This window comes from Arcicella gelida, assembly GCF_034931025.1.
In the GTDB taxonomy this organism is placed as follows: Bacteria; Bacteroidota; Bacteroidia; order Cytophagales; family Spirosomataceae; genus Arcicella; species Arcicella gelida.
In genome coordinates, this window is the sequence record NZ_JAYGIL010000002.1 from 162468 (window position 1) to 183365 (window position 20898).

Below are 20898 nucleotides of genomic sequence, written 5' to 3' on the forward strand. Positions count from 1 at the left end.
TATATGAATTTGGTTAAATATTTACAGGTATGTTTATTCACAAAAATCACCGTCAGCATAACTAACGGTGATTCCTTAACAGATCAAATTATTCTACTACGTTATAACAGAAATCCCATCATTATTTCATGTATATCAATTCCTAAATCATTATCTAAATTCCTAAATCATTATCTAAATGATGATGAACAATGTTTATAGAACAAATGTCTGGTTTTTATCTTAAAAAAAGCTTAATCTAATATTAGAATTCGCTTAGAAAGCAGAAATATCATTGATGAGGAATTTTCACAACAAATTCTGTTCCTAAATTCAATTTACTTTTTACTTGAATGATGCCATTGTGAAGTTCAATAATATGTTTCGCTACAGATAAACCCACACCAAAACCTTTGATATTATTAGTATTTCTGGCACGATAAAAAGGATTAAAAATATTTGGCAAATCACTTTTAGAAATCCCAATTCCTTTATCTTGAATTTTTACGATACAATACTTTTTATCAAAGCTTAGCAAAATATTAGCTTGTTGATTAGCAGAATATTTACAGGCATTTTCCAACAAATTGACAAAAAGATTTTCTAATAAAACTTGATTTCCCTCAATTAAAGTAAGATTATCTTCTTCTGGAATAATTTCAAAATCAAAAGTAATCCGATAATCTTGATGAATTTGCTGTACAGATTTTTGGGCATTTAATAAAATATCCTCCATTCTTAGTACCTCAAAAATAAACTTTTCACCGTCATCCGTTGCCTTTGCTAATTGTAGCAAACCATTGGATAATTGAATAAGTCTTTCGGTATCATTCAAAATATTCTTTAAAATTTGTTGATACTCTTGTGTAGAATACTCCTCATCCAAGCCTACTTGTACTTCTGTTTTTAAAGCAGCCAAAGGCGTTCTGAGTTCGTGCGATGCTTGTGAAACAAATTGCTTTTGTTGAATAAATGCCATTTCCAATCGATGAAGCATACTGTTGAAATTAACAGCTAGTTCTGCAATTTCATCTTTACCATTGCCTTCGTCCAACCTTTGTTTGAGATTATGAGCTGTAATTCTAGAAATCTCTTCATTCACTGACTGAATCGGTTTCAATGCCTGACTGGCAAAAAACACACCCAAAGCTATTGTGATAAGTATTCCCGATAGCAAACCTATTGCCAAGGTTTTGATAAGATTCTCTTTTTGCTCAATTCCAACACTATCGGTTGCAGAAGCTAACACGACAAAACGATCGAATTTTCCTTCAAATAATACTCCAATTACTTGTCTTTGGTTGCTTTCAAAAGTTACTCTTCCCTCCTTCCGAACCATTTCCAATAAATGATTATTGAGATAATCTGCTCGCTTTTCTACATTGGCATACAAAAGTTCATTTCTAAAATTATAAACAAATACTTCTTCATCAGATAAACGTAAAGAAGAATTACTATCCATTAATTTTAATAATCTTGGAGTAAATTCTTGGACATCAACCAACAAACGAGCGGTTGTATTTGAACGAGCTTGCAGACGATCGTAGAAGTTTTTTTTGCGTTGATTTTCAGCCCGAAGAAAAACAATGGCAGAGAAAATCAGCAAGATAATCGCTACAATAATCGTAAACTGAATGGCTATTTTATACCGAATTTGCATGTATAATTAAGAGTGATGAATTGTGAATGATGAGTTGTGAATTTTAATACCACAATTAATCCATACAATGAAGTCGTTTATTTTACAGATGCGACTTACAACGTTTTTAATACATATCCCAAGCCTGTTTTGGTATGAATGAGTTTAGGTTCAAACTCACGGTCTATCTTTTTGCGGAGGTAATTAATATACACTTCAACGATGTTGGTACTTGTATCAAAATTCAAATCCCAAACATTTTCTACAATATCCATTTTGGATAATACTCTACCCTTATTTCTGAGCATATATTCCAGCAGTTCAAATTCTCTAGCTGTTAATTCTATAGCTTGGTCATCACGAGTAACTGTTTTACTTCTTAAATTTAATGCCAAATTGGCTTCTCTTAATATTTCAGTTCCTGAATCCTGTTGTTGGTTCGCACGTCGAATCAAAGCCTGAATTCTAGCGGTTAACTCCCTGAATTCAAAAGGTTTAACCATATAATCGTCAGCACCTTCTTCAAAGCCCTTTACTTTGTCATCTACTTCTCCCATTGCCGTAAGCATCAGAATCGGCGTAAGAATATTGTTTTGACGAATGATTTTACATACTTCAAAACCATTCATCAAAGGCAAATTGACATCTAGCAAAATTAAATCATAGGTATTATTAGTAGCCAAACTAGCTCCCATAAAACCATCGTATGCTGGTTCGATGATATAATTCTTTTTCTCTAATCCATTTCTCAGACTATCAGAAACCCTTTTATCATCTTCGATGAGTAATATTTTTTTGTTGTTTTCCATAAAATCTGTAGGTCGGATTGATAACCTAAACCGTAACTCGGGTTTCTAATCCGATGAAGAGATACATTGCAGTCGTTCACATAGTTAGATGTTATATAAAGGAAATCCTACTGGTGAAATCATCTTGAACTTATTTATGCAATTTTTTCTTGATAAAAAGTCTTATAAGTCGGGTTGGAAACCCGACCTACGGTTTTAATTATGCCTATTTAATCTTGTGATAGAAGCATTTCATTTTAGTTTATGCTTATTCAATCTTACAAGATGACCATTTCATCAAGTATTTTGCTGATAAAATGTTCTCGGATTGGAAATCCGAGCTACTGGATTTCTTGTAAACTTTCGTAATTGGCTTGTAAAATAGTTGCGATGTGTTCGTCTGTCAAGGCTGTTGAAAGGAACATGGCTTCGTATTGCGATGGTGCTAAATAAATTCCTCTTTTCAACATGGCTTGGAAGTATTTTCCAAATGCTACAGTATCAGAAGTTTTTGCATCTTCAAAATTATTTACGGCTTGGTCTGTAAAGAATAAAGTAAACATAGAACCAACATGATTTAAGGTATAATTCAAACCTAATTTGCTCATGTTTGCTTTCATTCCGTCGGTTAATCTTATGCCTACTTCTTCCAAACGGGTATAAACTGATGGTGTTTCGTTTAAGTGATTCAACATTGCTAAACCTGCTGCCATCGCAATTGGATTTCCTGATAGTGTTCCTGCTTGATACACAGGACCTGCTGGCGAAACGCAATCCATAATTTCTTTTTTACCGCCATAAGCTCCTACTGGCATTCCTCCGCCGATGATTTTTCCCATCGTCGTCATGTCAGGAGTAACGCCACAACGTTCTTGGAATCCTCCTTTTGATAAACGGAAGCCTGTCATCACTTCATCAAAAATCAAAATGATTCCTTCTTTATCACAAATGGCTCTTAAACCTTCCAAGAATCCTTCAACTGGCTTTACCAAACCCATATTTCCGACTACGGGTTCAAGAATGATACAAGCAATGTTTCCTTTATTGGCATCTACCAAGGTTTGAACGGCTGCTAAATCATTATAAGGAGCTGTTAATGTATCATTGGCTACGCCTTTGGTTACGCCTGGTGAATCTGGACTTCCGAATGTCATTACGCCTGAACCTGCTGCTATCAAGAATGAATCTCCGTGTCCGTGATAATTGCCTTCAAACTTTATCATTTTATCTTTTCCAGTAAAACCACGAGCAACTCTTACTGCCGACATCGTTGCTTCTGTTCCAGAATTTACCATACGTACTTTTTCTACGGATGGAATCATTGAGCAAATTAATTCTGCCATTTCTACTTCTCTACGAGTGGGCGCTCCGAACGAAAAACCACTTTGAATAGCATCTGCTACGGCTTTTTCTACTAATTCGTGGGCATGACCTAAAATCATTGGTCCCCATGAATTGATTAATTCAATGTATGAATTTCCGTCTTCGTCGTATAAGTATGCTCCTTTGGCAGATTTAATAAAAATGGGATTCCCTCCTACTGCACGAAATGCTCTCACTGGCGAATTCACGCCTCCTGGAATAAAGTTTTTAGCTTTTTGAAAAAGTTGTTCTGATTGTGTCATTGTTTTTGTTTTGTGGAGAAGCAAGATATTAGATACAAGAGGCAAGATTTAAGACATAGTTTTCTCAAATCTCAAATCTCGTTTCTTGTATCTTAGTTCTTGCTTCTTGCCACTTCCGTCTTGTGTCTTGAATCTTATGTCTTGCTTCTTAACTCTAAAATTCTACTTCGCCAATACAAACTTATAATTTTGTAAAGTAGTGATTGGGCAAATTTGATTGTCTTGAGATTTAAAATAGTTAAAGCCCATTAAAGTATAAGCATTGTTGTAGGTAGCGGGCGTATCCAAGCCTTTCCTAATATTATAACCATTTTTACCGAATAATCTTCCCCAAAAAAGTGCTAAATCATAACCATGAAAAGCATAATATGAAGGAATAACACCATACTTACCTAGATATTCTTTACGAAAAGCATCTACTTCTGGTTTTTCATTATCTACAAATTCAGGATTAATGCAATAAATTTCTCTTCCTGACAAAGTACCATTACTCAAATTGTAAGTATTAAAAGCCTCCGCAGTGGTTACAAGTGGTGCCATTATTTCTTTTTTATTCAAAGCCGTAATCATCGAAAGCCCCGCTTTTTTATCAGAAGTTGACATAAAAATATGGCTTACTCTTTTTTCAGGTAGTTTGGCGATGATATCTTCTGAATATGATTTAATCTTCTCGAATTTCACAATTTCGTAACCAATCTTTTCCATTTGTTCACGATAGCTTACTGCCATCAATGAATCATTCTGAGCATCAGAATAATAAATCGCAGTATTTCTTCCTAAAAAAGCTTGTCTGCTCACAAAATCAGCAGCTTTGACAGCTTGCATCGCCAATGAAGGCTGTGCCAAGAAAGATAAGTTATAATCTTGCAAAATTTTTTGATTATTAGACATCGGATTCACAATCGGAATCTGATTGGCATCACAATAAGCTGTTGCAATTTTATTGGTTTCGGTATAAAGTGGACCGACCAATAAATCCATCATTTGAAAAGAACGATTATTCACTAGCTCAAGCATTTCGTCTGGCTCGTTTATCATGTCATAAACAAAGCAATTCAACGTAATTCCTTCTTTCAAAAGTTGTGCTTTTGCTAGTTTCATACCTTGATATAAATCTAAAGCATATTGATTTTTACGGATTTTATCAGGACTAAAACTATTGATTTCAACTGGTAACAATAAGCCAAAATTGAAATATCCTTTACTTGTTCTTGACTTTGTAACTCCTGCAGAAGTAGTACTAATGACAATATTTTGTTGAACCTTATCAGATAAACTTGTTTCGTTAGGATATTTCTTCGATAAATCTTGAACTAATTTAGCATTATCAATCTTACGGACGTAAAATACTTTCATCTCGTTCAAATCATCCTGTAAAGAATCTGCTGGAATTTTTTGAGCAATACCAAAAGCCTCTGTATATTTTTTTTCTTCAAAAGCTAACATGGTTAACAAAAAGTTAATTTCAGCTTTGTCAGCCCAAGAAGGGTAAACTGTAATCAAATTCTTCAGTGCTGTTTTCGCCACAGTGTATTCTTTCAATTTTATCGCACTTAATGCTGAAAAATAAAAAGAATTAGGTACAAGTGCAGAAACCAATTGGCTATTAGAAAGATTCGTGAAGGCAAATTTAGCTTTTTCGTACTCGTGATTTTTATAAAGTTCCAGTGCTTTTTTATAGGCTAACTCATATTCAGGAAGCGAATTCTGAGCCTTACCGACGTGGAAAGTAAACAGTAGCAATAAAATCCAGATAAATCTATTTAGCATATTTGAAAGTTTGAGTTTTACAAAGATAATAAACTTTGTATATTCACGATTGTATCAATTACTCATCAAAACTAATTTCATAATGAACATTCACTGGTACCTCAAGCATTTTAGAGACTTAACTACAATCGAATTATACCAAATTCTACAACTTCGTAATGAGGTTTTTATTGTTGAACAAAATTGCCCTTTTCAAGATTTAGACGATAAAGACATCATCTCATTTCATTTTATTGGTTTTGATACCAGCAGCCAAAAAATAGTAGCCTATACTCGTTTAATAGCACCGAGTATTTCTTATGAAGAGGCATCAATTGGTAGAGTTGTTACTTCTCCTTTAGCTCGTGGCGGTGGTTTTGGTAAAACTTTAATGCTTAAGTCAATTGAAATGATGGAAGAAATCTTTGCAGGTAGCCCAATCAGAATCGGTGCACAATTATATTTAAAGCAATTTTATGAATCTTTTGGCTTTCAACAAGTTAGTGAAATTTATTTAGAAGACGGCATCGAACATATAGAAATGTTGAGGAATGAATAAAACAAATCCGTATTTTAGCGAATAAAAAATCAATATTGCTTCAAAAATAAAGCTTTTTAAAGCATTATCTTTTTGAGCAAAAACAAGATTCAAACACTGTCAGATGCGGTTAATTACTTCTCTGACACGTTCATATTTTATACAAATTCATGAATAAAACACAGCTTTCAATTATTGCCAAAACCGTTGGCGTAAATCAAACACAAGTACAAAATACAATAAATTTATTAGAGGAAGGAGGAACAGTTCCGTTCATTGCACGATACAGAAAAGAAGCAACAGGAAGTTTAGATGAAGTACAAATTCTTGATATTAAAGAACTTTTAGGCAAGCTAAAAGAAGCCGATAAACGCAGAGAAGGCATCATAAAATCCATTGAAGAACAAGGGAAAATGACGCCAGAGTTGTTAGAAAAACTTAACAACGCTTATTATTTACAAGAACTAGAAGACCTTTATTTACCTTACAAACAAAAGCGTAAAACCAGAGCAAGTATTGCGATTGAAAAAGGTTTAGAGCCTCTAGCAAAATTAATTTTCGAACAAAAAGAAGCTAATGTTCTTAAAAAAGCCGAAGCATTTTTAAACGACAAAGTAGCAAATGTAGAAGAAGCATTACAAGGTTCAAGAGATATTATTGCAGAATGGATTAACGAAAATGTGGAGGCAAGAAATGCTGTTAGAAAAGTATTTGAGCGTGAAGCAATGGTTTATGTCAAAGTAAAAAAAGGCAAAGAAGAAGAAGGAATTAAATACAAAGATTACTTTGATTTCTACGAACCGTTGAAAAAAGTACCTTCGCATCGTTTATTGGCTTTACGCCGTGGCGAAGAAGAAGGATTTTTGAGCGTAAGTGTTTCTCCAGAGGAAGACAACGCTTTAGGAGCATTAGATAGAATTTTCTTAAAAGGCTTACCTGATGCTAAAAAAATCGTGGAAGATTCAATCACAGATTGCTACAAACGATTGATGAGACCTTCTATTGAAAATGAATTTGCGGGCTTTTCAAAAGAAAAAGCAGATACTGAAGCCATTAAAATATTTGCACAAAACCTTCGTCAGTTATTATTAGCTTCACCACTTGGACAGAAAAAAGTATTGGCGATTGACCCGGGTTATCGTACAGGCTGTAAAACAGTGGTGTTAGATTCACAAGGAAATTTATTGGCAGACACCGTTATTTATCCATTTGACAAGTCGATTGAAGCACAAAATACCATTTTAACGCTTTCTGAAAAATATGAAATTGACGCCATTGCCATTGGAAACGGAACAGCAGGAAGAGAAACTGAAGATTTTGTCAAGAAATTAGCTTTCAAAAAAGCACCACAAATTTTTGTCGTTTCAGAACAAGGAGCATCTATTTACTCCGCCTCTCCTATCGCTCGTGAAGAATTTCCAGATAAAGATGTAACAGTTCGTGGAGCGGTTTCTATTGGTAGAAGATTGATGGATCCTTTGGCTGAATTAGTTAAAATCGACCCAAAATCAATTGGCGTTGGGCAATACCAACACGATGTTGACCAGTCGATGCTAAAAGGAACTTTGGATACAGTCGTAGAAAGTTGTGTAAATGCTGTGGGTGTAAATTTGAACACCGCTTCAAAACATTTATTGAGTTATGTTGCTGGTTTAGGACCATCTTTAGCTGCGAATATTGTGAAGTATCGTCAAGAAAACGGAGAGTTTAAATCTCGTCAGCAAATTAAAAAAGTAGCACGTTTGGGTGAAAAAGCTTTTGAGCAATGTGCAGGTTTCTTGAGAATTCATAATGCAGAAAATCCTTTAGATAATTCGGCAGTCCACCCAGAAACGTATCCAATTGTTGAAAAAATGGCAAAAGATTTAAAATGTTCAGTAAAAGATTTAATGAGTTCAGCAGAACTTAGAAAACAATTGAATCTGAACGCTTATGCCAACGACAAAATTGGTTTATTGACACTTCAAGACATTTTAAAAGAATTGGAAAAGCCTTCTCGTGACCCACGTGAACAATTAACAGCTTTTGAATTTGATGCAAATGTGAAGAAAGTAGAAGATTTATATGAAGGAATGGTACTTCCGGGTATCGTTACAAATATTACTGCTTTTGGATGTTTTGTAGATGTTGGCGTAAAACAAGATGGTTTGGTTCATATTTCTCAACTAGCCAATCAGTATGTTTCAGACCCAAATCAAGTGGTGAAATTACAGCAACAAGTACAAGTAAGAGTAATGGAAGTTGATATCGCCAGAAAAAGAATTGCTTTGAGTATGAAGGCGGTTTAGTATTTAGATGCAAGAAAAAAGACATAAGAAGCAAGAAAAAATTGATAAAATGACTAAAACTATTTTCTCTACTAATTTTACATCTATCTTGCTTCTTATGTCTTGCTTCTTACTACTCTTTAAAAAAGTCAAATAAAAAATGAACAACTTAGAAGTGTGGATGCGTGGACCAATTGCTGGATTGGCTCCATTATTACAACCTGTAGCTCATGCTATTTTGCAGGCTCGTGAAGAAGTAAATCTAATGATGATTGATTTTCCAGAAGAATTACTTTGGGAATCTCCTGCGGGTTGTGCTTCTGTGGCTTTTCATTTGCAACACTTGGCGGGTGTGTTAGACAGACTTTTTACTTATGCCAACGACCAGTTATTGAGCGAAGAACAATTGGAACTTTTACAATTAGAATCTGTAAAAAATCAATATAATATAAACGTAAAATCATTACTTACACGTTTTAACAATCAAGTAAACAAAGCTCTCACACAGTTAAAAAACACTGATGAGAAAACATTATTGGAAGCAAGAGGAATTGGACGCAAAAGAATTCCAACCAATGTTTTAGGCTTACTTTTTCATGCAGCAGAACATACTCAACGTCACACTGGTCAGCTTTATGTTACTGTTAGAATTTTGAAAAATGCACAAAATGGAACAATCCAACTTTAATAATTTTATTGATTCCTTATGAAACAAAACCATTTGAATACTTTTTATCGTTTTTCTGTACTCATTAGTGTAGTCCTATTGTTAGATTCTTGTAAATTATTTCGTAAAAAAGAAGATAATAATGTTGTTGTTACTCGTCCAAAATCAGCTCCCACAACAAATACTTCTAAAACTTACAATGCTAAAACAATCAATAGTTTAATTTCAGCAGCAAGAAGCTACACAGGTGTTCCTTACAGAGCAGGTGGCACAGATAGAAATGGAATGGATTGTTCAGGTTTACTTTTTTGTGTTTACAATCAACTAGGTTTTAAAATCCCAAGAATTTCATATCAGCAATCAGATTTTGGCAAAGAAATCTCAATTGATGATCTTCGTCCAGGTGATTGGGTATTTTTCGTAACCAATAAAGGAAATGTAAGCAACATCAATCATGCTGGATTAATCACAGAATTAAGGAGTAAAACAGAAGTAATGTTTATTCATGCCTCCTCTTCAAAAGGAATCAGAGAAGACAATCTTTACAGCAAATATTGGATGGGTTGTTTCGCTAAAGCAAGCAGACCGTTCTAAGCCAAATTCAAACCAATTACCAAAGCCCACATCATTGCGAAGCTTATCAGCATCGAAACGTTTACCAACATTCCTGCAATTTTGGTATCATAATTTAGTTCATCAGAGAAAGGTAAAATTGTCATTCCAACAGGAATTATCAAGACAATTAATAAAACGTTTCTGTACAATTGCTCAACTGGGAGAAAGTAAAAGAAAAGAAAACCTAACAAAAAACCCCAGAAATAACGAATCAAAAGTACTTTAGAAACCTTTTTCAGGATTTCTCCAGAAGTAGAAATATTCAAATAAATTCCCATGATTAATAATACAATTACTTTATTTCCTCTTGCAATCACGTCTATTACATCAATCACAATTGTGGGAATTTCTATTTTGGCTAAGTTTACAAAAACGCCCAAAAGTATGGCTTGAAAAGGCAATAAAGTAAATATTTTTAAGATGGCTTTTTTAGCGTTTTGTGAAATACTTATGCCTTCATTTTTATCCGACATAAATACTCCCGTACCATAAACTAAGCCAAAAACTGCAAAAGAATTTCCAAAATCAAACATGGCAGCATACACCATTCCAGCTTGTCCCCAAATACCTTCAATCAATGGATAAGCAAAAAGACCAAGGTTAAAACCACCACTTCCCATAATCAAAATTGCTTTCATTTTCTGCGTTTGATTCTTGAATAATTTAGCAGCAGTAAACATCGTAAGCAATGAAAAGCAAAAAGAAATAACTGGCAGTAATAAGAGGTTAAATTCAAAATGCACACGTTTCATCGTTAAAAACATCAACGCTGGAAAAGTAGTGTGCATTAATAATTTAGAAACAATTTTTCCTTCTTTTTCAGAAACAATATTTTGGCGTTTCAAAAAATATCCGACCAAAATGATACTTAACGCAGTAATAAAAACAGTATTGGTTTGATTCATGGAAATAAGAAAGAAAATAAAGCGTATTTAGTGAATTAATATTTCTGAGAAAAATGAACAAACCAACTAAAAGCTTCTATTTTATATAAACTCAATAATAATGAATAAGTTGGTGTTAAAATATTAACAAAAGCAATGAAATAAATAAACCTACTTGCTTTCTCTTCGATTTGTCCAACCATTAAATACACCACAAAAACAAGTAAAAAAGCATAAGCCAAACTTCTTGTAACATCTTCAACAGCTGTACTTACTAAAAAACAAGTAATAAAAATTCCAATAAACCACAAAGCTACAAAATAATATTTCTTTTTGATTAAGTAAAAAGACGCTGCTAGAATCAGTAATATATTCAACTTTAATGAAGAAAAAATGGCAAAAGGAATTTTTGCCCCATGAATAAAACCTAATCCTAATGAGACACCACTATCTTTTCCAATGGGAGTATTTAAATGATAATTCTTGTAAAACAAGATTCTAATAAAAACATAAATCAACACACTAATACAAACCATCCAAAATGATTTATTCTCGGTAATGAATTTCCGAAACGTGGTTTTAAAATCTTGTGCAGTTTTCTGTAAAGGAAAATTGGTTAATCCAGCAAATAAGGGAATAATTAAAGAGGGAGCAATACTTCTTTCATCAACAAAATAGCTTGCTAATAAAAATAAAATACTTGCTGGACTTTTGTAAAAGTACAGTGCAATCAATAAACCAAGATAGGCGTAAGAATCGTAAAAAAGCGTATCGTAATTAAACGAATTTCCGACATAAGAAAACAGTAATGCAATAGTTCCCCAAAAACTAACAGCAGCATTCTTTGTGACTCGGTTAATTATTTTGATTGAAAACCAGATAAAAACTGGGAGTAATAAAATCTGAAGATAAAATAATCGAAGGGAATTTAAGCTAAATACATTTGCCAACAAATATGGCGTAATTCTGAGATCTCGCTTTCTAAAATGATCTTCAGGAGGAAAATTCAAAGTAGGTTGTAAAGGTTTTTCAATTTTATTATTAACAAATTCTTGCACTGAAATGTCAATAACTGTCCAATCGTCATGCACTCTTTTCCTGATAATTTCTGGAAAATATATAAAAGAAAAGATGAGAAAAATCAGTAGGCAAATGACGACGTACCAATACTTATTTTGCAAATACTTGATGACAAAATAATTGAATTTAGTAAAGAGGAGGCTAATATTTGGAAGCATATTGTAGAGGAGGTTAAAATTTTTAATGATAAAAATCAAGAAAATGAAAACTTACACGTACAAAACTTTTAATACTGACATAGGCTATACTTAACAAAAATAAACTTTTTAAGTTAAAAACTACTCATTTTGTCAAACATTAACATTTAAATGTTGAAAGACAATTCATACAATTGCAATAACTCACCACAAATTTAATCTATATATCTCCCATAATTTCTCAGCTTTAACTAATTTTGCAGATATATTCTTGTTTGGCGTGAGTACATTAACGTATTTACGAATAACATCTAACAGATAACATCAAAAATAATGGGTAAGAAAGTTTTAATTATTGGTGCAGGTGGCGTAGGAAATGTAGTAGTGAAGAAATGTGCCATGAATCCAGAAGTATTTTCTGAAGTAGTTTTAGCAAGCCGTACAAAACGTAAGTGTGATGCTATTGCTGAAGAATGTGCTAAAATAGGTTTACCAACCAAAGTAGAAACTGCACAAGTAGATGCTGACAATGTTCCAGAATTGGTTGCTTTGATTAAGCAAGTAAAACCATTTATGGTTATCAATGTGGCTCTTCCATATCAAGATTTAACCATCATGGATGCTTGTTTAGAAACAGGAGTACATTACATGGATACTGCTAATTATGAACCTAAAGATGTTGCTAAGTTTGAATATTCTTGGCAATGGGCTTATCAAGAGCGCTTTAAAGAAGCAGGTTTAATGGCTTTATTAGGTTGTGGATTTGATCCAGGTGTTACACAAGTTTATACAGCTTATGCCAATAAGCACCATTTCGATGAAATGCACTATTTGGACATCATCGACTGTAATGCTGGCGACCACGGAAAAGCTTTTGCGACTAACTTTAACCCTGAAATTAACATTCGTGAGATTACTCAGAAAGGACGTTATTGGGAAAATGGTGAATGGGTAGAAATTGATGCTATGTCAATCCACAAACCAATTGAATATCCAGGAATTGGCCCTAAAGAATCTTATGTATTATATCACGAAGAATTAGAATCCTTGGTGAAAAACTTCCCTACTTTGAAGCGTGCAAGATTCTGGATGACTTTCGGTCAACAATATATTACACATTTACAAGTATTGGAAAATGTTGGAATGACTTCAATTACTCCAATTAAATTCCAAGGAATTGATATTGTTCCATTAGAATTCTTGAAAGCGGTACTTCCAGAACCAGGTTCTTTGGGTGAAAACTATACTGGAGAAACGTCAATTGGCTGCCAAATCAAAGGTATCAAAAATGGTGTAGAAAAAACATATTATGTTTGGAACAACTGTAAACACCAAGATTGTTGGAAAGAAGTACAAGCACAAGGCGTAAGTTATACAACTGGTGTACCTGCAATGATTGGAGCAATGATGATGATAACAGGCGAATGGATGAAACCAGGCGTTTGGAATTGTGAAGAATTGAACCCAGATCCATTCATGGCAATGTTGAATATTCATGGTTTATCTTGGAATGAAGAAATCAACGGAACACTTCCGCACGAGTATTAATAATACTCATTTTTTGAAGAAATAATAATTACATCAAAATGATAAAATCCATTGCCCGTGTTGAAAAATGCGGGCAATTTTAATAATTAAGAATTATACAATCAACGGCAAGTAAACTACTTTCCTGATAATCAATTTCAATTTAATATGATTGATTTCTCACAAATTCCTTCTCCGTGTTATGTACTCGAAGATAGATTATTACGAAAAAACTTAGAACTCTTACAATACGTTCAACAACAAGCTGGCATCGAAATCATCTGTGCATTGAAAGGCTTTTCGATGTTCTCTACTTTTCCAATGGTTCGTCAATATTTGGCAGGAGCTACGGCAAGTTCTTTACACGAAGCCCGATTGGCCTTTGAAGAAATGGGATCTAAAGCACATGTATATTCGCCTGCTTATTTAGAAAAAGAATTTGATGAGTTACTATCCTACTCTTCACATATTTCTTTTAACTCTTTGAATCAATTTGAAAAGTTCAAAGAAAAATCAATCGCAAACGGTATTAGTTGTGGACTTCGTATCAACCCTCAATATTCTGAAGTAGAAACAGATATGTACAATCCTTGTATTGCGGGTTCACGTTTGGGAATTACACGTAACCAATTAGGTGATACTTTACCCGAAGGTATTGAAGGTTTACATTCACATACATTGTGTGAAAACGATTCTTATACTTTAGAACGTACTTTGAAAGCGATTGAAGAACGTTTTGGCGACTTATTAAAACAAGCAAAATGGTTGAATTTAGGTGGAGGGCATTTAATTACTCGTGCTGACTACGAACCTGAACATTTAATTTCAGTATTAAAAGGATTGAAAAGTAGATTCCCGAATCTGAAGATTATTTTAGAGCCTGGCTCTGCGGTGGGTTGGAGAACAGGTTATTTAACTTCAACAGTCCTTGACATTCTTGATTCACAAGGAATTAATGTGGCAATTTTGGATGTAAGTTTTGCTGCACACATGCCAGACACTTTAGAAATGCCTTATAAACCAAAAATTTTGGGTGCGCATCAAGAACCAGTAGCTGAAAAACATACTTATCGTTTTGGTGGAATGACTTGTTTAGCAGGTGATTTTTATGGGGATTACTCATTTGATGAACCTCTAAAAATTGGCGATTCAATCGTTTTTGATGATATGATTCATTATACGATGGTAAAGACGACAACTTTTAATGGTGTAAATTTACCTTCAATTGGCATTTGGAGAGAAGATGATACTTTTGATTTGGTAAAGTCATTTGGTTATGAAAGCTTTAAAGACAGATTAAGTTAAAAGTATTGAACTTTCAGCTACTGAAATCAATAAAAAAACCTGATGCTTTCACATCAGGTTTTTTTACGTAGATTCAATTCAAAAATTAATAGCCAGGATTCTGAGAAAAACCTGTATTTCCTCCCTCTGAACGGTCAATTTGTGTTTGAGGAATTGGACGAACCAAGTTTGAAGCTTTCACGTTTGCCGCTGCTTGTGGATTGTATTTTTGAACACGCTCAACTAGATTACCCCAACGTTTCAAATCCATCCAACGAGTTTGCTCGCCTACTAATTCTCTTGCTCTTTCTTCTACAACCAAATCAAAAGTCATATCATTAGATGTTACTTCCATAGCACTTTGTTTACCAGGCCATGCAGCACGACGACGTACCATATTGATTGCATCAGTGGCAGCTTGTTTATTACCTGCTCCTAATTGAGCTTCAGCCAACATCAAATAAGTATCTGCTAATCTGAAAACGAAGTAATCACGGCTACCAGATTCATAAGTCATATCTGGACGTTTTGTATCAAAAAACTTACGTAAAGTTGGGAATAATGCTTCAGAGTATTTACTTGGCACTAACACTTGGTATTTCTTCTTAGCTCTATCTGCTTTAGACATTTCATAACCTGGAATAAAAATCGCCGTATCACCTGATGCAAAAGTTACACTCGTTTTCGAATCATCAAATGCAGTATTGTACGTTCCCGGTTTATTCGAATACCAAGTATCTTTGAAAGTTTTCTTATAACGTGAATCGTTTACTCTTTCACCAAACACAACATCTGTACAATAAGTAGTAGGGCGTAAACGCTTAAATGGACGACCATTTACGATGTCACGTTGCATACCTGCTTGTACGTCATACTGCATACCGTAAAATAAATGTAGGTTGTTTCCACCATTTACTGAACCTGTATTATTTGTTAAGTTTGTTAAAAGATCTGAAGTATATTGTACAGCAAAAACGATTTCAGAATTTTTCTGATTGTTTTCATCAAATACACTTGCAAAATCATCTAACAATTTGAACCCGTAGTTATTTATTACGCTAGTACACAAAGTAGCAGCTTTAGAAAAATCGTCCGCAGCTTTTTGTGCAGAATATGCTTTCGCTAAATAAACTTTGGCTAATGCCATTTCAGCAGCAGGCTTGGTCGCTCTTCCGTACTGCGTTGACGAATTTGGTAAATCTGCAATTGCTTCCGTTAAATCTTTAATAATAGCACTATACATTTCAGCCTCTGTTGCTCTTTTTGTAGTTTTAGTCGGACTCAAAGTTTCAGTCAATCTTAAGTCAACACCACCCCATTGTTGGAACAAAATAAAATAATAATGTCCTCTCAAAAACTTAGCTTCTGCTACTCTTACTTTTTTAATCGCATCAGTTACTGTTGCAGCAGGTGCTCTTCCAATAATGGCATTGCAAGTATTAACTCCACGATAAAGTTCATCCCAAGTATTTGCTAAATAGTCAACCGTTGGGTTAAGTTGTGTATCATAAAAGTGGAAACCTTTATAACCACCATCAGCACCAGTTGCGTAAATATCAGTACCGTACTCAGTCATGGTTAATCCTTGCTGTGTACCATAATAATATCTGAGTGTTGAATAAGCTGCACTTACTGCATCTTCAAAACCTTTAGGAGTATTGATATAATCGTTACCAATACCTGAAATCACTTTTTCATCCAATAAATCAGAACACGATTGCCCAGTTAGCATTAAAGTGGCAATACCTAAGATTCTTGCATGTTTAAATATTTTATATTTGATATTCATCTTTTTTTTCATTTAATGTTTAATACTTTTTTAGCTACAGTTTCTAGGCACTTAAGTGCCTCATCTTTTTGCTTAAAATTTAGCGTTGATACCTACAGTAAACACTTTTGTTGCTGGTGTAATACCATTGTTTACTGAAGTTCCAGATGTTTCTGGGTCAACACCATTGTATTTCGAAATAAATTTCGACCAAATAAATGGTTGTTGAATACTAGAGAAAAGTCTCAATGATTCCATACCTAATTTCTTCGCAACGCCATCTTTAAAAGTATAACCAAAGTTGATGTTTCTTAACTTGATAAATGAACCGTCGAAATACATTAAAGTAGTGTTATATTGAGGGAACTCTTGTGTGCTAAATGGACGAGGATATTCAGCACCTGGGTTGTTTGGAGTCCAGTAATCTACTTTGATTTGTTGGTAACGACCAGCCAAAGCATTGTTGTTTTGGTGGAAACCACTTACAATCATTTGTCCGAAGCGACCAAAGAAGAAGAACGACAAGTCGAAATTCTTATACGTAAAACGGTTAGTTAAACCTGCTGAAAAATCTGGTACATCAGAACCTAATAATACTCTATCTGAAGCATTAATTACACCATTTCCATCAGTGTCTTGTACTTTGATTTGACCAACACCTGCACCCAAAGCATTTCCTTTGTCACCAGGATAGTATTTAGCCGCTTGTTCTGCTTCGCTTACTTGCCAGATACCAGCTTTTTTATAGTCAAAGAATGAGTTTAATGGTTGACCGATGAACCATTTGTTACCAATATCATCTACAGCTCCGTTATAAAGTGAAACGATTGCTTCTTTATTTCTAGTAAATTGGAAATCTGTCGTCCATTTGAAACCACTTCCAGTATTAACATTTACTGTAGTAATTCCCAATTCAATACCTCTGTTTCTAGTTTCACCAACGTTACGTGTTACAGCACCAAAACCGATTGAACCAGGTAATTGGTCAGATAATAATAAATCGGTTGTGTTAGTTTGATATAATTCCAAAGAACCTTGTACTTTACCTTTCCAGAAACTAAAATCAAAACCAATGTTTGTAGTAGCTGAACTTTCCCATCTTAAATCTGGGTTACCAATTGTACTTGGACGATACCCGAAAGCACCTGAATTGTCCCAAGCATAAGAGGTTCTGCTTAGCAAACCTTGTGTTTGATATGGAGACACCCCTTGGTTACCTACTGCACCATAACCAGCTCTTACTTTCAATAAATCTAACCATTGAATATCTTTCATGAAATCCTCATTGCTCATATTCCATCCTAAAGCTACTCCTGGGAAATTACCATATTTAGAGTTCAAACCAAAACGGCTAGAACCATCACGACGCATAGTAACAGTCACTAAATATTTATCATTGTAATCATAATTGATACGACCCATATAAGAATTAATAGTCCAATCAACTAAACTACTACCCACACCTACTACTGTACTTGCATTACCTAAGTTATAGAATTGTTGTGTCTCAGCAGGAACTCCTTGTACGTTAGCACCATAAATTTCAAAACGATCTTTTTGAATAGATTGAAGTAAAGTAACATTCAAATTATGTTTACCGTACGATTTTGTATAGTTCAAAATATTCTCAAGCGTCCAGTTAAATCCAAAACGGTTTTCGTTACTTGCTTGTGCATCACCACCTTTTCTAGCATTAGTTTGTGCACCAATGAATCTGCCCCAACGTGATAATGTAAAATCTGGACCAAAGTTAACACGATATTTCAAACCATCCATGATTTTCACTTCAGTATAAATACTGTTGAAAATTCTGTACTTTTTGGTATTATCTACTTGAGCTCCAGGAACAATTTCAGCCAATGGGTTAGTCAATAAAGCATCATTTGTAGGAGTAAAGTTGATACTTCCATCAGCTTTATAAGCAGCACCTAATGGGTTTTGTTGAATTGTAAAACTGTAAGGGTTTAAGTTTTCACCATTTCTATCACTAAACATCATGTAAGATGATAAACCTACTTTCACCCATTTATTAATTTCATGGTCAATGTTAGCACGTAAGGTTGTTCTAGTATAATCTAAGCCTTCTGTAATCCCTTTATCCAAGAAGTAACCCGCAGAAATATAAAATTGCGTTTTATCATTACCACCTTGAATACCAATTGTATGGTTTTGTTGGAAACCTTTTTTAAGAATTAAATCTTGATAGTCTGTACTTCTTCCTTGTGCTAAACCTTCTACTACGTTAGGGTCTCCACCTAATACAGCAATTTTTGAATCAGCAACTGGGTCTGATTGACCAGTTGGAACGATTGCTCCTGCCGCATTTTTATAAATACCTGTAGCACGGTAGGCTTCTCTTACATATTCAGCAAATTCAGGACCGTTGAAAAGCGTCATTTTGTTTAAAGCTTCCGACTGACCAACATACATATCATACGTTACGGTTGTTTTGCCTTTTACTCCACCTCTTTTGGTTGTTATCAACACTACACCATTAGCACCTCTAGCACCATAGATTGCTGTAGCAGTAGCATCTTTAAGTACTTCCATCGACTGCACATCATTTGGGTTCATATCTTCATAACCAGCAGATAACGGAATACCATCTACTACATACAAAGGGTCATTCCCAGCGTTGAATGAACGACGACCACGAATCAAAATTTTTGGTGTTGTTCCCGGTTTTGAACCTGATTGCGAAACGTCAACCCCAGCAGTTCTTCCTTGTAATGCCTGCCCTAAGTTGGTAATTGGCATTTCAGCAATTTGTTTGGCAGACACTTGCGAAATAGCACCTGTCAATTGGCTTTTCTTTTGCGTACCATAACCAACTACTACCACTTCATCAATTGATTTAATGTCGGTAGAAAGTTTAATATCAATAATTGAACGATTACTTACTGCTACTTCTTGAGCATTGAAACCGATTGCAGAGAAAATCAAAGTTGAATTTGAACCTACTGCAATTTTGTAGCTACCATTGGCATCTGTAGTAGTTCCCCTGTTTGTTCCTTTTACAGCAACCGTAACACCCGGAATGCCTTGCCCGTCGTCGGCAGAAGTGATTTTACCAGTTACTGATCGATCCTGACCATAACCCGTGAATGTAATAGATAAAAGCAATAAACAAATTGCCCAACCTACATTACTTTTTAATTTAAGTAGAGATTTCATACCCATGTGTTTTTGATTGATTTAATTGTGATAGTTAAATTATTGAAATGGTTAAATTGATACGGCTCCAGAGCGATTCTACTTCATTTTCAGGCAAAATATTCTTTTCATGGCTGTTTAGAATAAATTTTGCTATTTCGATTTCTTCTTGCTTTTCAGGATATTTTTTCAAAAATGCTTGCCAAAAATTATTTTCGACTAGCTGATTTTCTGATTGTACCCATTCAATAAAGCAACTGTCTGACATAAAATCTTCAGACATAAAATCTTTGTACTTTGTGAATCGTTGCTCAAACAATTTTATAAATATTTTAAGTAAAACTTGTACTATCAGTAAAAGACTGGCTAAATACAGTTTCTACTCATTTATTAATATATTTTTTAAAAAATGTACTAATCTAATATTTTGACAAAAAAAAGAGCCAAAATCGGGCGATTTTGGCTCTGAATACAAAAAGTAAATTTATATCATGCGATTGTGAGTCTTTCTACGGAAATGTGTTCTTTTAAAATTTTTAATGCTCCAAAAATAAGGTTATAAACCGATTGCGGGTTAATACTCATCTTAGTAGAAATCTGGTCAGTATCCATATCATGAAAAAACTTCAGTGAAATTGCTTCACGCTGACGTTTTGTCAAATACTTGAATGACTCCGCCAAAGTATCACTAAAAGTCTGTTCCTCTTCAAAAGCAACCAAACGGTTTTCATGCGAAGTAATAAAATCAGGATTTTCAAGATAATATGCCTCTTGATGCTGGAAATGGCGTTGTTGAGTTTCTAAATGACGTACCAATTTTCTTTTGATAGAAGCCATCAAGTAATAACGAATAGAAGTTGTTTCACCTAAATTCCGATGATTTTTCCACAATTCTACAAATAAGTCGTGCAAGCAATCTTTGATCAATTCTCTATCTGCGGTAATACTTGTACTGTAATTGTACAATAAACTAACATAGTTATGATAAATTGAAGAAAAAGCAGCATGGTCTCCTGCTCTAAATTCATTCCATAATGCAACCTCGTCGATTATTTTTTTTGTAGTTATCATAGATAAAATAAGAGTATCTGTATAATTTTCTCTTAAAGATATATCAAATAAATATCACTTTTCAAGGTTTTTTTTGAATATTTTTCCGTAAACGTTTACGGAAACGTTTACAGCAAAACTTTTTTAA

Annotated in this window: 16 protein-coding genes; 6 read left to right on the forward strand and 10 right to left on the reverse strand. The window is 34.1% G+C overall.

The annotated features are described in order from the left end of the window. Nucleotides 1-271: 271 nt before the first annotated feature. The 4 genes from VB776_RS00735 to VB776_RS00750 form a co-directional block, all read right to left on the reverse strand. Entirely contained in the window at nt 272-1639 is a 1368-nt protein-coding gene (locus tag VB776_RS00735) for a HAMP domain-containing sensor histidine kinase (protein WP_323325031.1), read from the reverse strand. Between the two features lie 95 nt (nt 1640-1734). Next, complete coding sequence (locus VB776_RS00740; protein ID WP_323325033.1) at nt 1735-2427, reverse strand: response regulator transcription factor; 693 nt, start codon at nt 2425-2427, stop codon at nt 1735-1737. A 320-nt stretch (nt 2428-2747) separates the two neighbouring features. Further along, nucleotides 2748-4031 carry a glutamate-1-semialdehyde 2,1-aminomutase gene (gene hemL, locus VB776_RS00745; protein WP_323325035.1) on the reverse strand — a complete coding sequence of 428 codons (1284 nt, stop codon included), beginning with the start codon at nt 4029-4031 and terminating at the stop codon, nt 2748-2750. Nucleotides 4032-4193: 162 nt separating this feature from the next. Next, a complete protein-coding gene (locus tag VB776_RS00750; RefSeq protein WP_323325037.1) occupies nt 4194-5801 on the reverse strand; it encodes an ABC transporter substrate-binding protein in 1608 nt (535 codons plus the stop codon). A gap of 82 nt (nt 5802-5883) precedes the next feature. Here VB776_RS00750 and VB776_RS00755 point away from each other — a divergent pair, with 82 nt between their 5' ends. From VB776_RS00755 to VB776_RS00770, 4 genes are all read left to right on the forward strand, one after another. Then, on the forward strand, nt 5884-6339 hold the full coding sequence (locus tag VB776_RS00755) for a GNAT family N-acetyltransferase (RefSeq protein WP_323325039.1): 456 nt from the start codon (nt 5884-5886) through the stop codon (nt 6337-6339). Nucleotides 6340-6488: 149 nt separating this feature from the next. Then, complete coding sequence (locus VB776_RS00760; RefSeq protein WP_323325041.1) at nt 6489-8606, forward strand: Tex family protein; 2118 nt, start codon at nt 6489-6491, stop codon at nt 8604-8606. A 139-nt stretch (nt 8607-8745) separates the two neighbouring features. After that, on the forward strand, nt 8746-9273 hold the full coding sequence (locus tag VB776_RS00765) for a DinB family protein (RefSeq protein WP_323325043.1): 528 nt from the start codon (nt 8746-8748) through the stop codon (nt 9271-9273). Nucleotides 9274-9291: 18 nt separating this feature from the next. Further along, entirely contained in the window at nt 9292-9846 is a 555-nt protein-coding gene (locus VB776_RS00770; RefSeq protein ID WP_323325045.1) for a C40 family peptidase, read from the forward strand. Here VB776_RS00770 and VB776_RS00775 read toward each other — a convergent pair. Further along, nucleotides 9843-10772: an AEC family transporter gene (locus VB776_RS00775; RefSeq protein ID WP_323325047.1), complete on the reverse strand. Its 930-nt coding sequence runs from the start codon at nt 10770-10772 to the stop codon at nt 9843-9845. The two genes, VB776_RS00770 and VB776_RS00775, sit on opposite strands and share 4 nt — an antisense overlap. A gap of 35 nt (nt 10773-10807) precedes the next feature. Further along, the gene (locus VB776_RS00780) at nt 10808-11989 is read right to left on the reverse strand and encodes a hypothetical protein (RefSeq protein WP_323325049.1); all 1182 of its coding nucleotides are present in this window, start codon (nt 11987-11989) and stop codon (nt 10808-10810) included. A gap of 312 nt (nt 11990-12301) precedes the next feature. On the opposite strand from VB776_RS00780, the gene VB776_RS00785 reads away from it, so the two are divergent. Both VB776_RS00785 and nspC read left to right on the forward strand, forming a co-directional pair. Continuing rightward, nucleotides 12302-13516 (forward strand): saccharopine dehydrogenase family protein, encoded by a 1215-nt coding sequence (locus VB776_RS00785; protein WP_323325051.1) that lies wholly within the window; start codon nt 12302-12304, stop codon nt 13514-13516. A gap of 147 nt (nt 13517-13663) precedes the next feature. Next, nucleotides 13664-14800 carry a carboxynorspermidine decarboxylase gene (gene nspC, locus VB776_RS00790; RefSeq protein ID WP_323325053.1) on the forward strand — a complete coding sequence of 379 codons (1137 nt, stop codon included), beginning with the start codon at nt 13664-13666 and terminating at the stop codon, nt 14798-14800. A gap of 85 nt (nt 14801-14885) precedes the next feature. Here nspC and VB776_RS00795 read toward each other — a convergent pair whose 3' ends face one another. The 4 genes from VB776_RS00795 to VB776_RS00810 all read right to left on the reverse strand — a co-directional run bounded on the left by VB776_RS00795 (nt 14886) and on the right by VB776_RS00810 (nt 20771). Then, complete coding sequence (locus VB776_RS00795) at nt 14886-16568, reverse strand: RagB/SusD family nutrient uptake outer membrane protein (protein ID WP_323325055.1); 1683 nt, start codon at nt 16566-16568, stop codon at nt 14886-14888. A 72-nt stretch (nt 16569-16640) separates the two neighbouring features. Next, nucleotides 16641-19721, reverse strand: coding sequence for a SusC/RagA family TonB-linked outer membrane protein (locus VB776_RS00800; protein WP_323325057.1), 3081 nt, complete (start codon nt 19719-19721; stop codon nt 16641-16643). Nucleotides 19722-19755: 34 nt separating this feature from the next. After that, a complete protein-coding gene (locus tag VB776_RS00805) occupies nt 19756-19983 on the reverse strand; it encodes a hypothetical protein (RefSeq protein WP_323325059.1) in 228 nt (75 codons plus the stop codon). Between the two features lie 206 nt (nt 19984-20189). Beyond that, entirely contained in the window at nt 20190-20771 is a 582-nt protein-coding gene (locus VB776_RS00810; RefSeq protein ID WP_323325061.1) for an RNA polymerase sigma factor, read from the reverse strand. Nucleotides 20772-20898 lie beyond the last annotated feature (127 nt).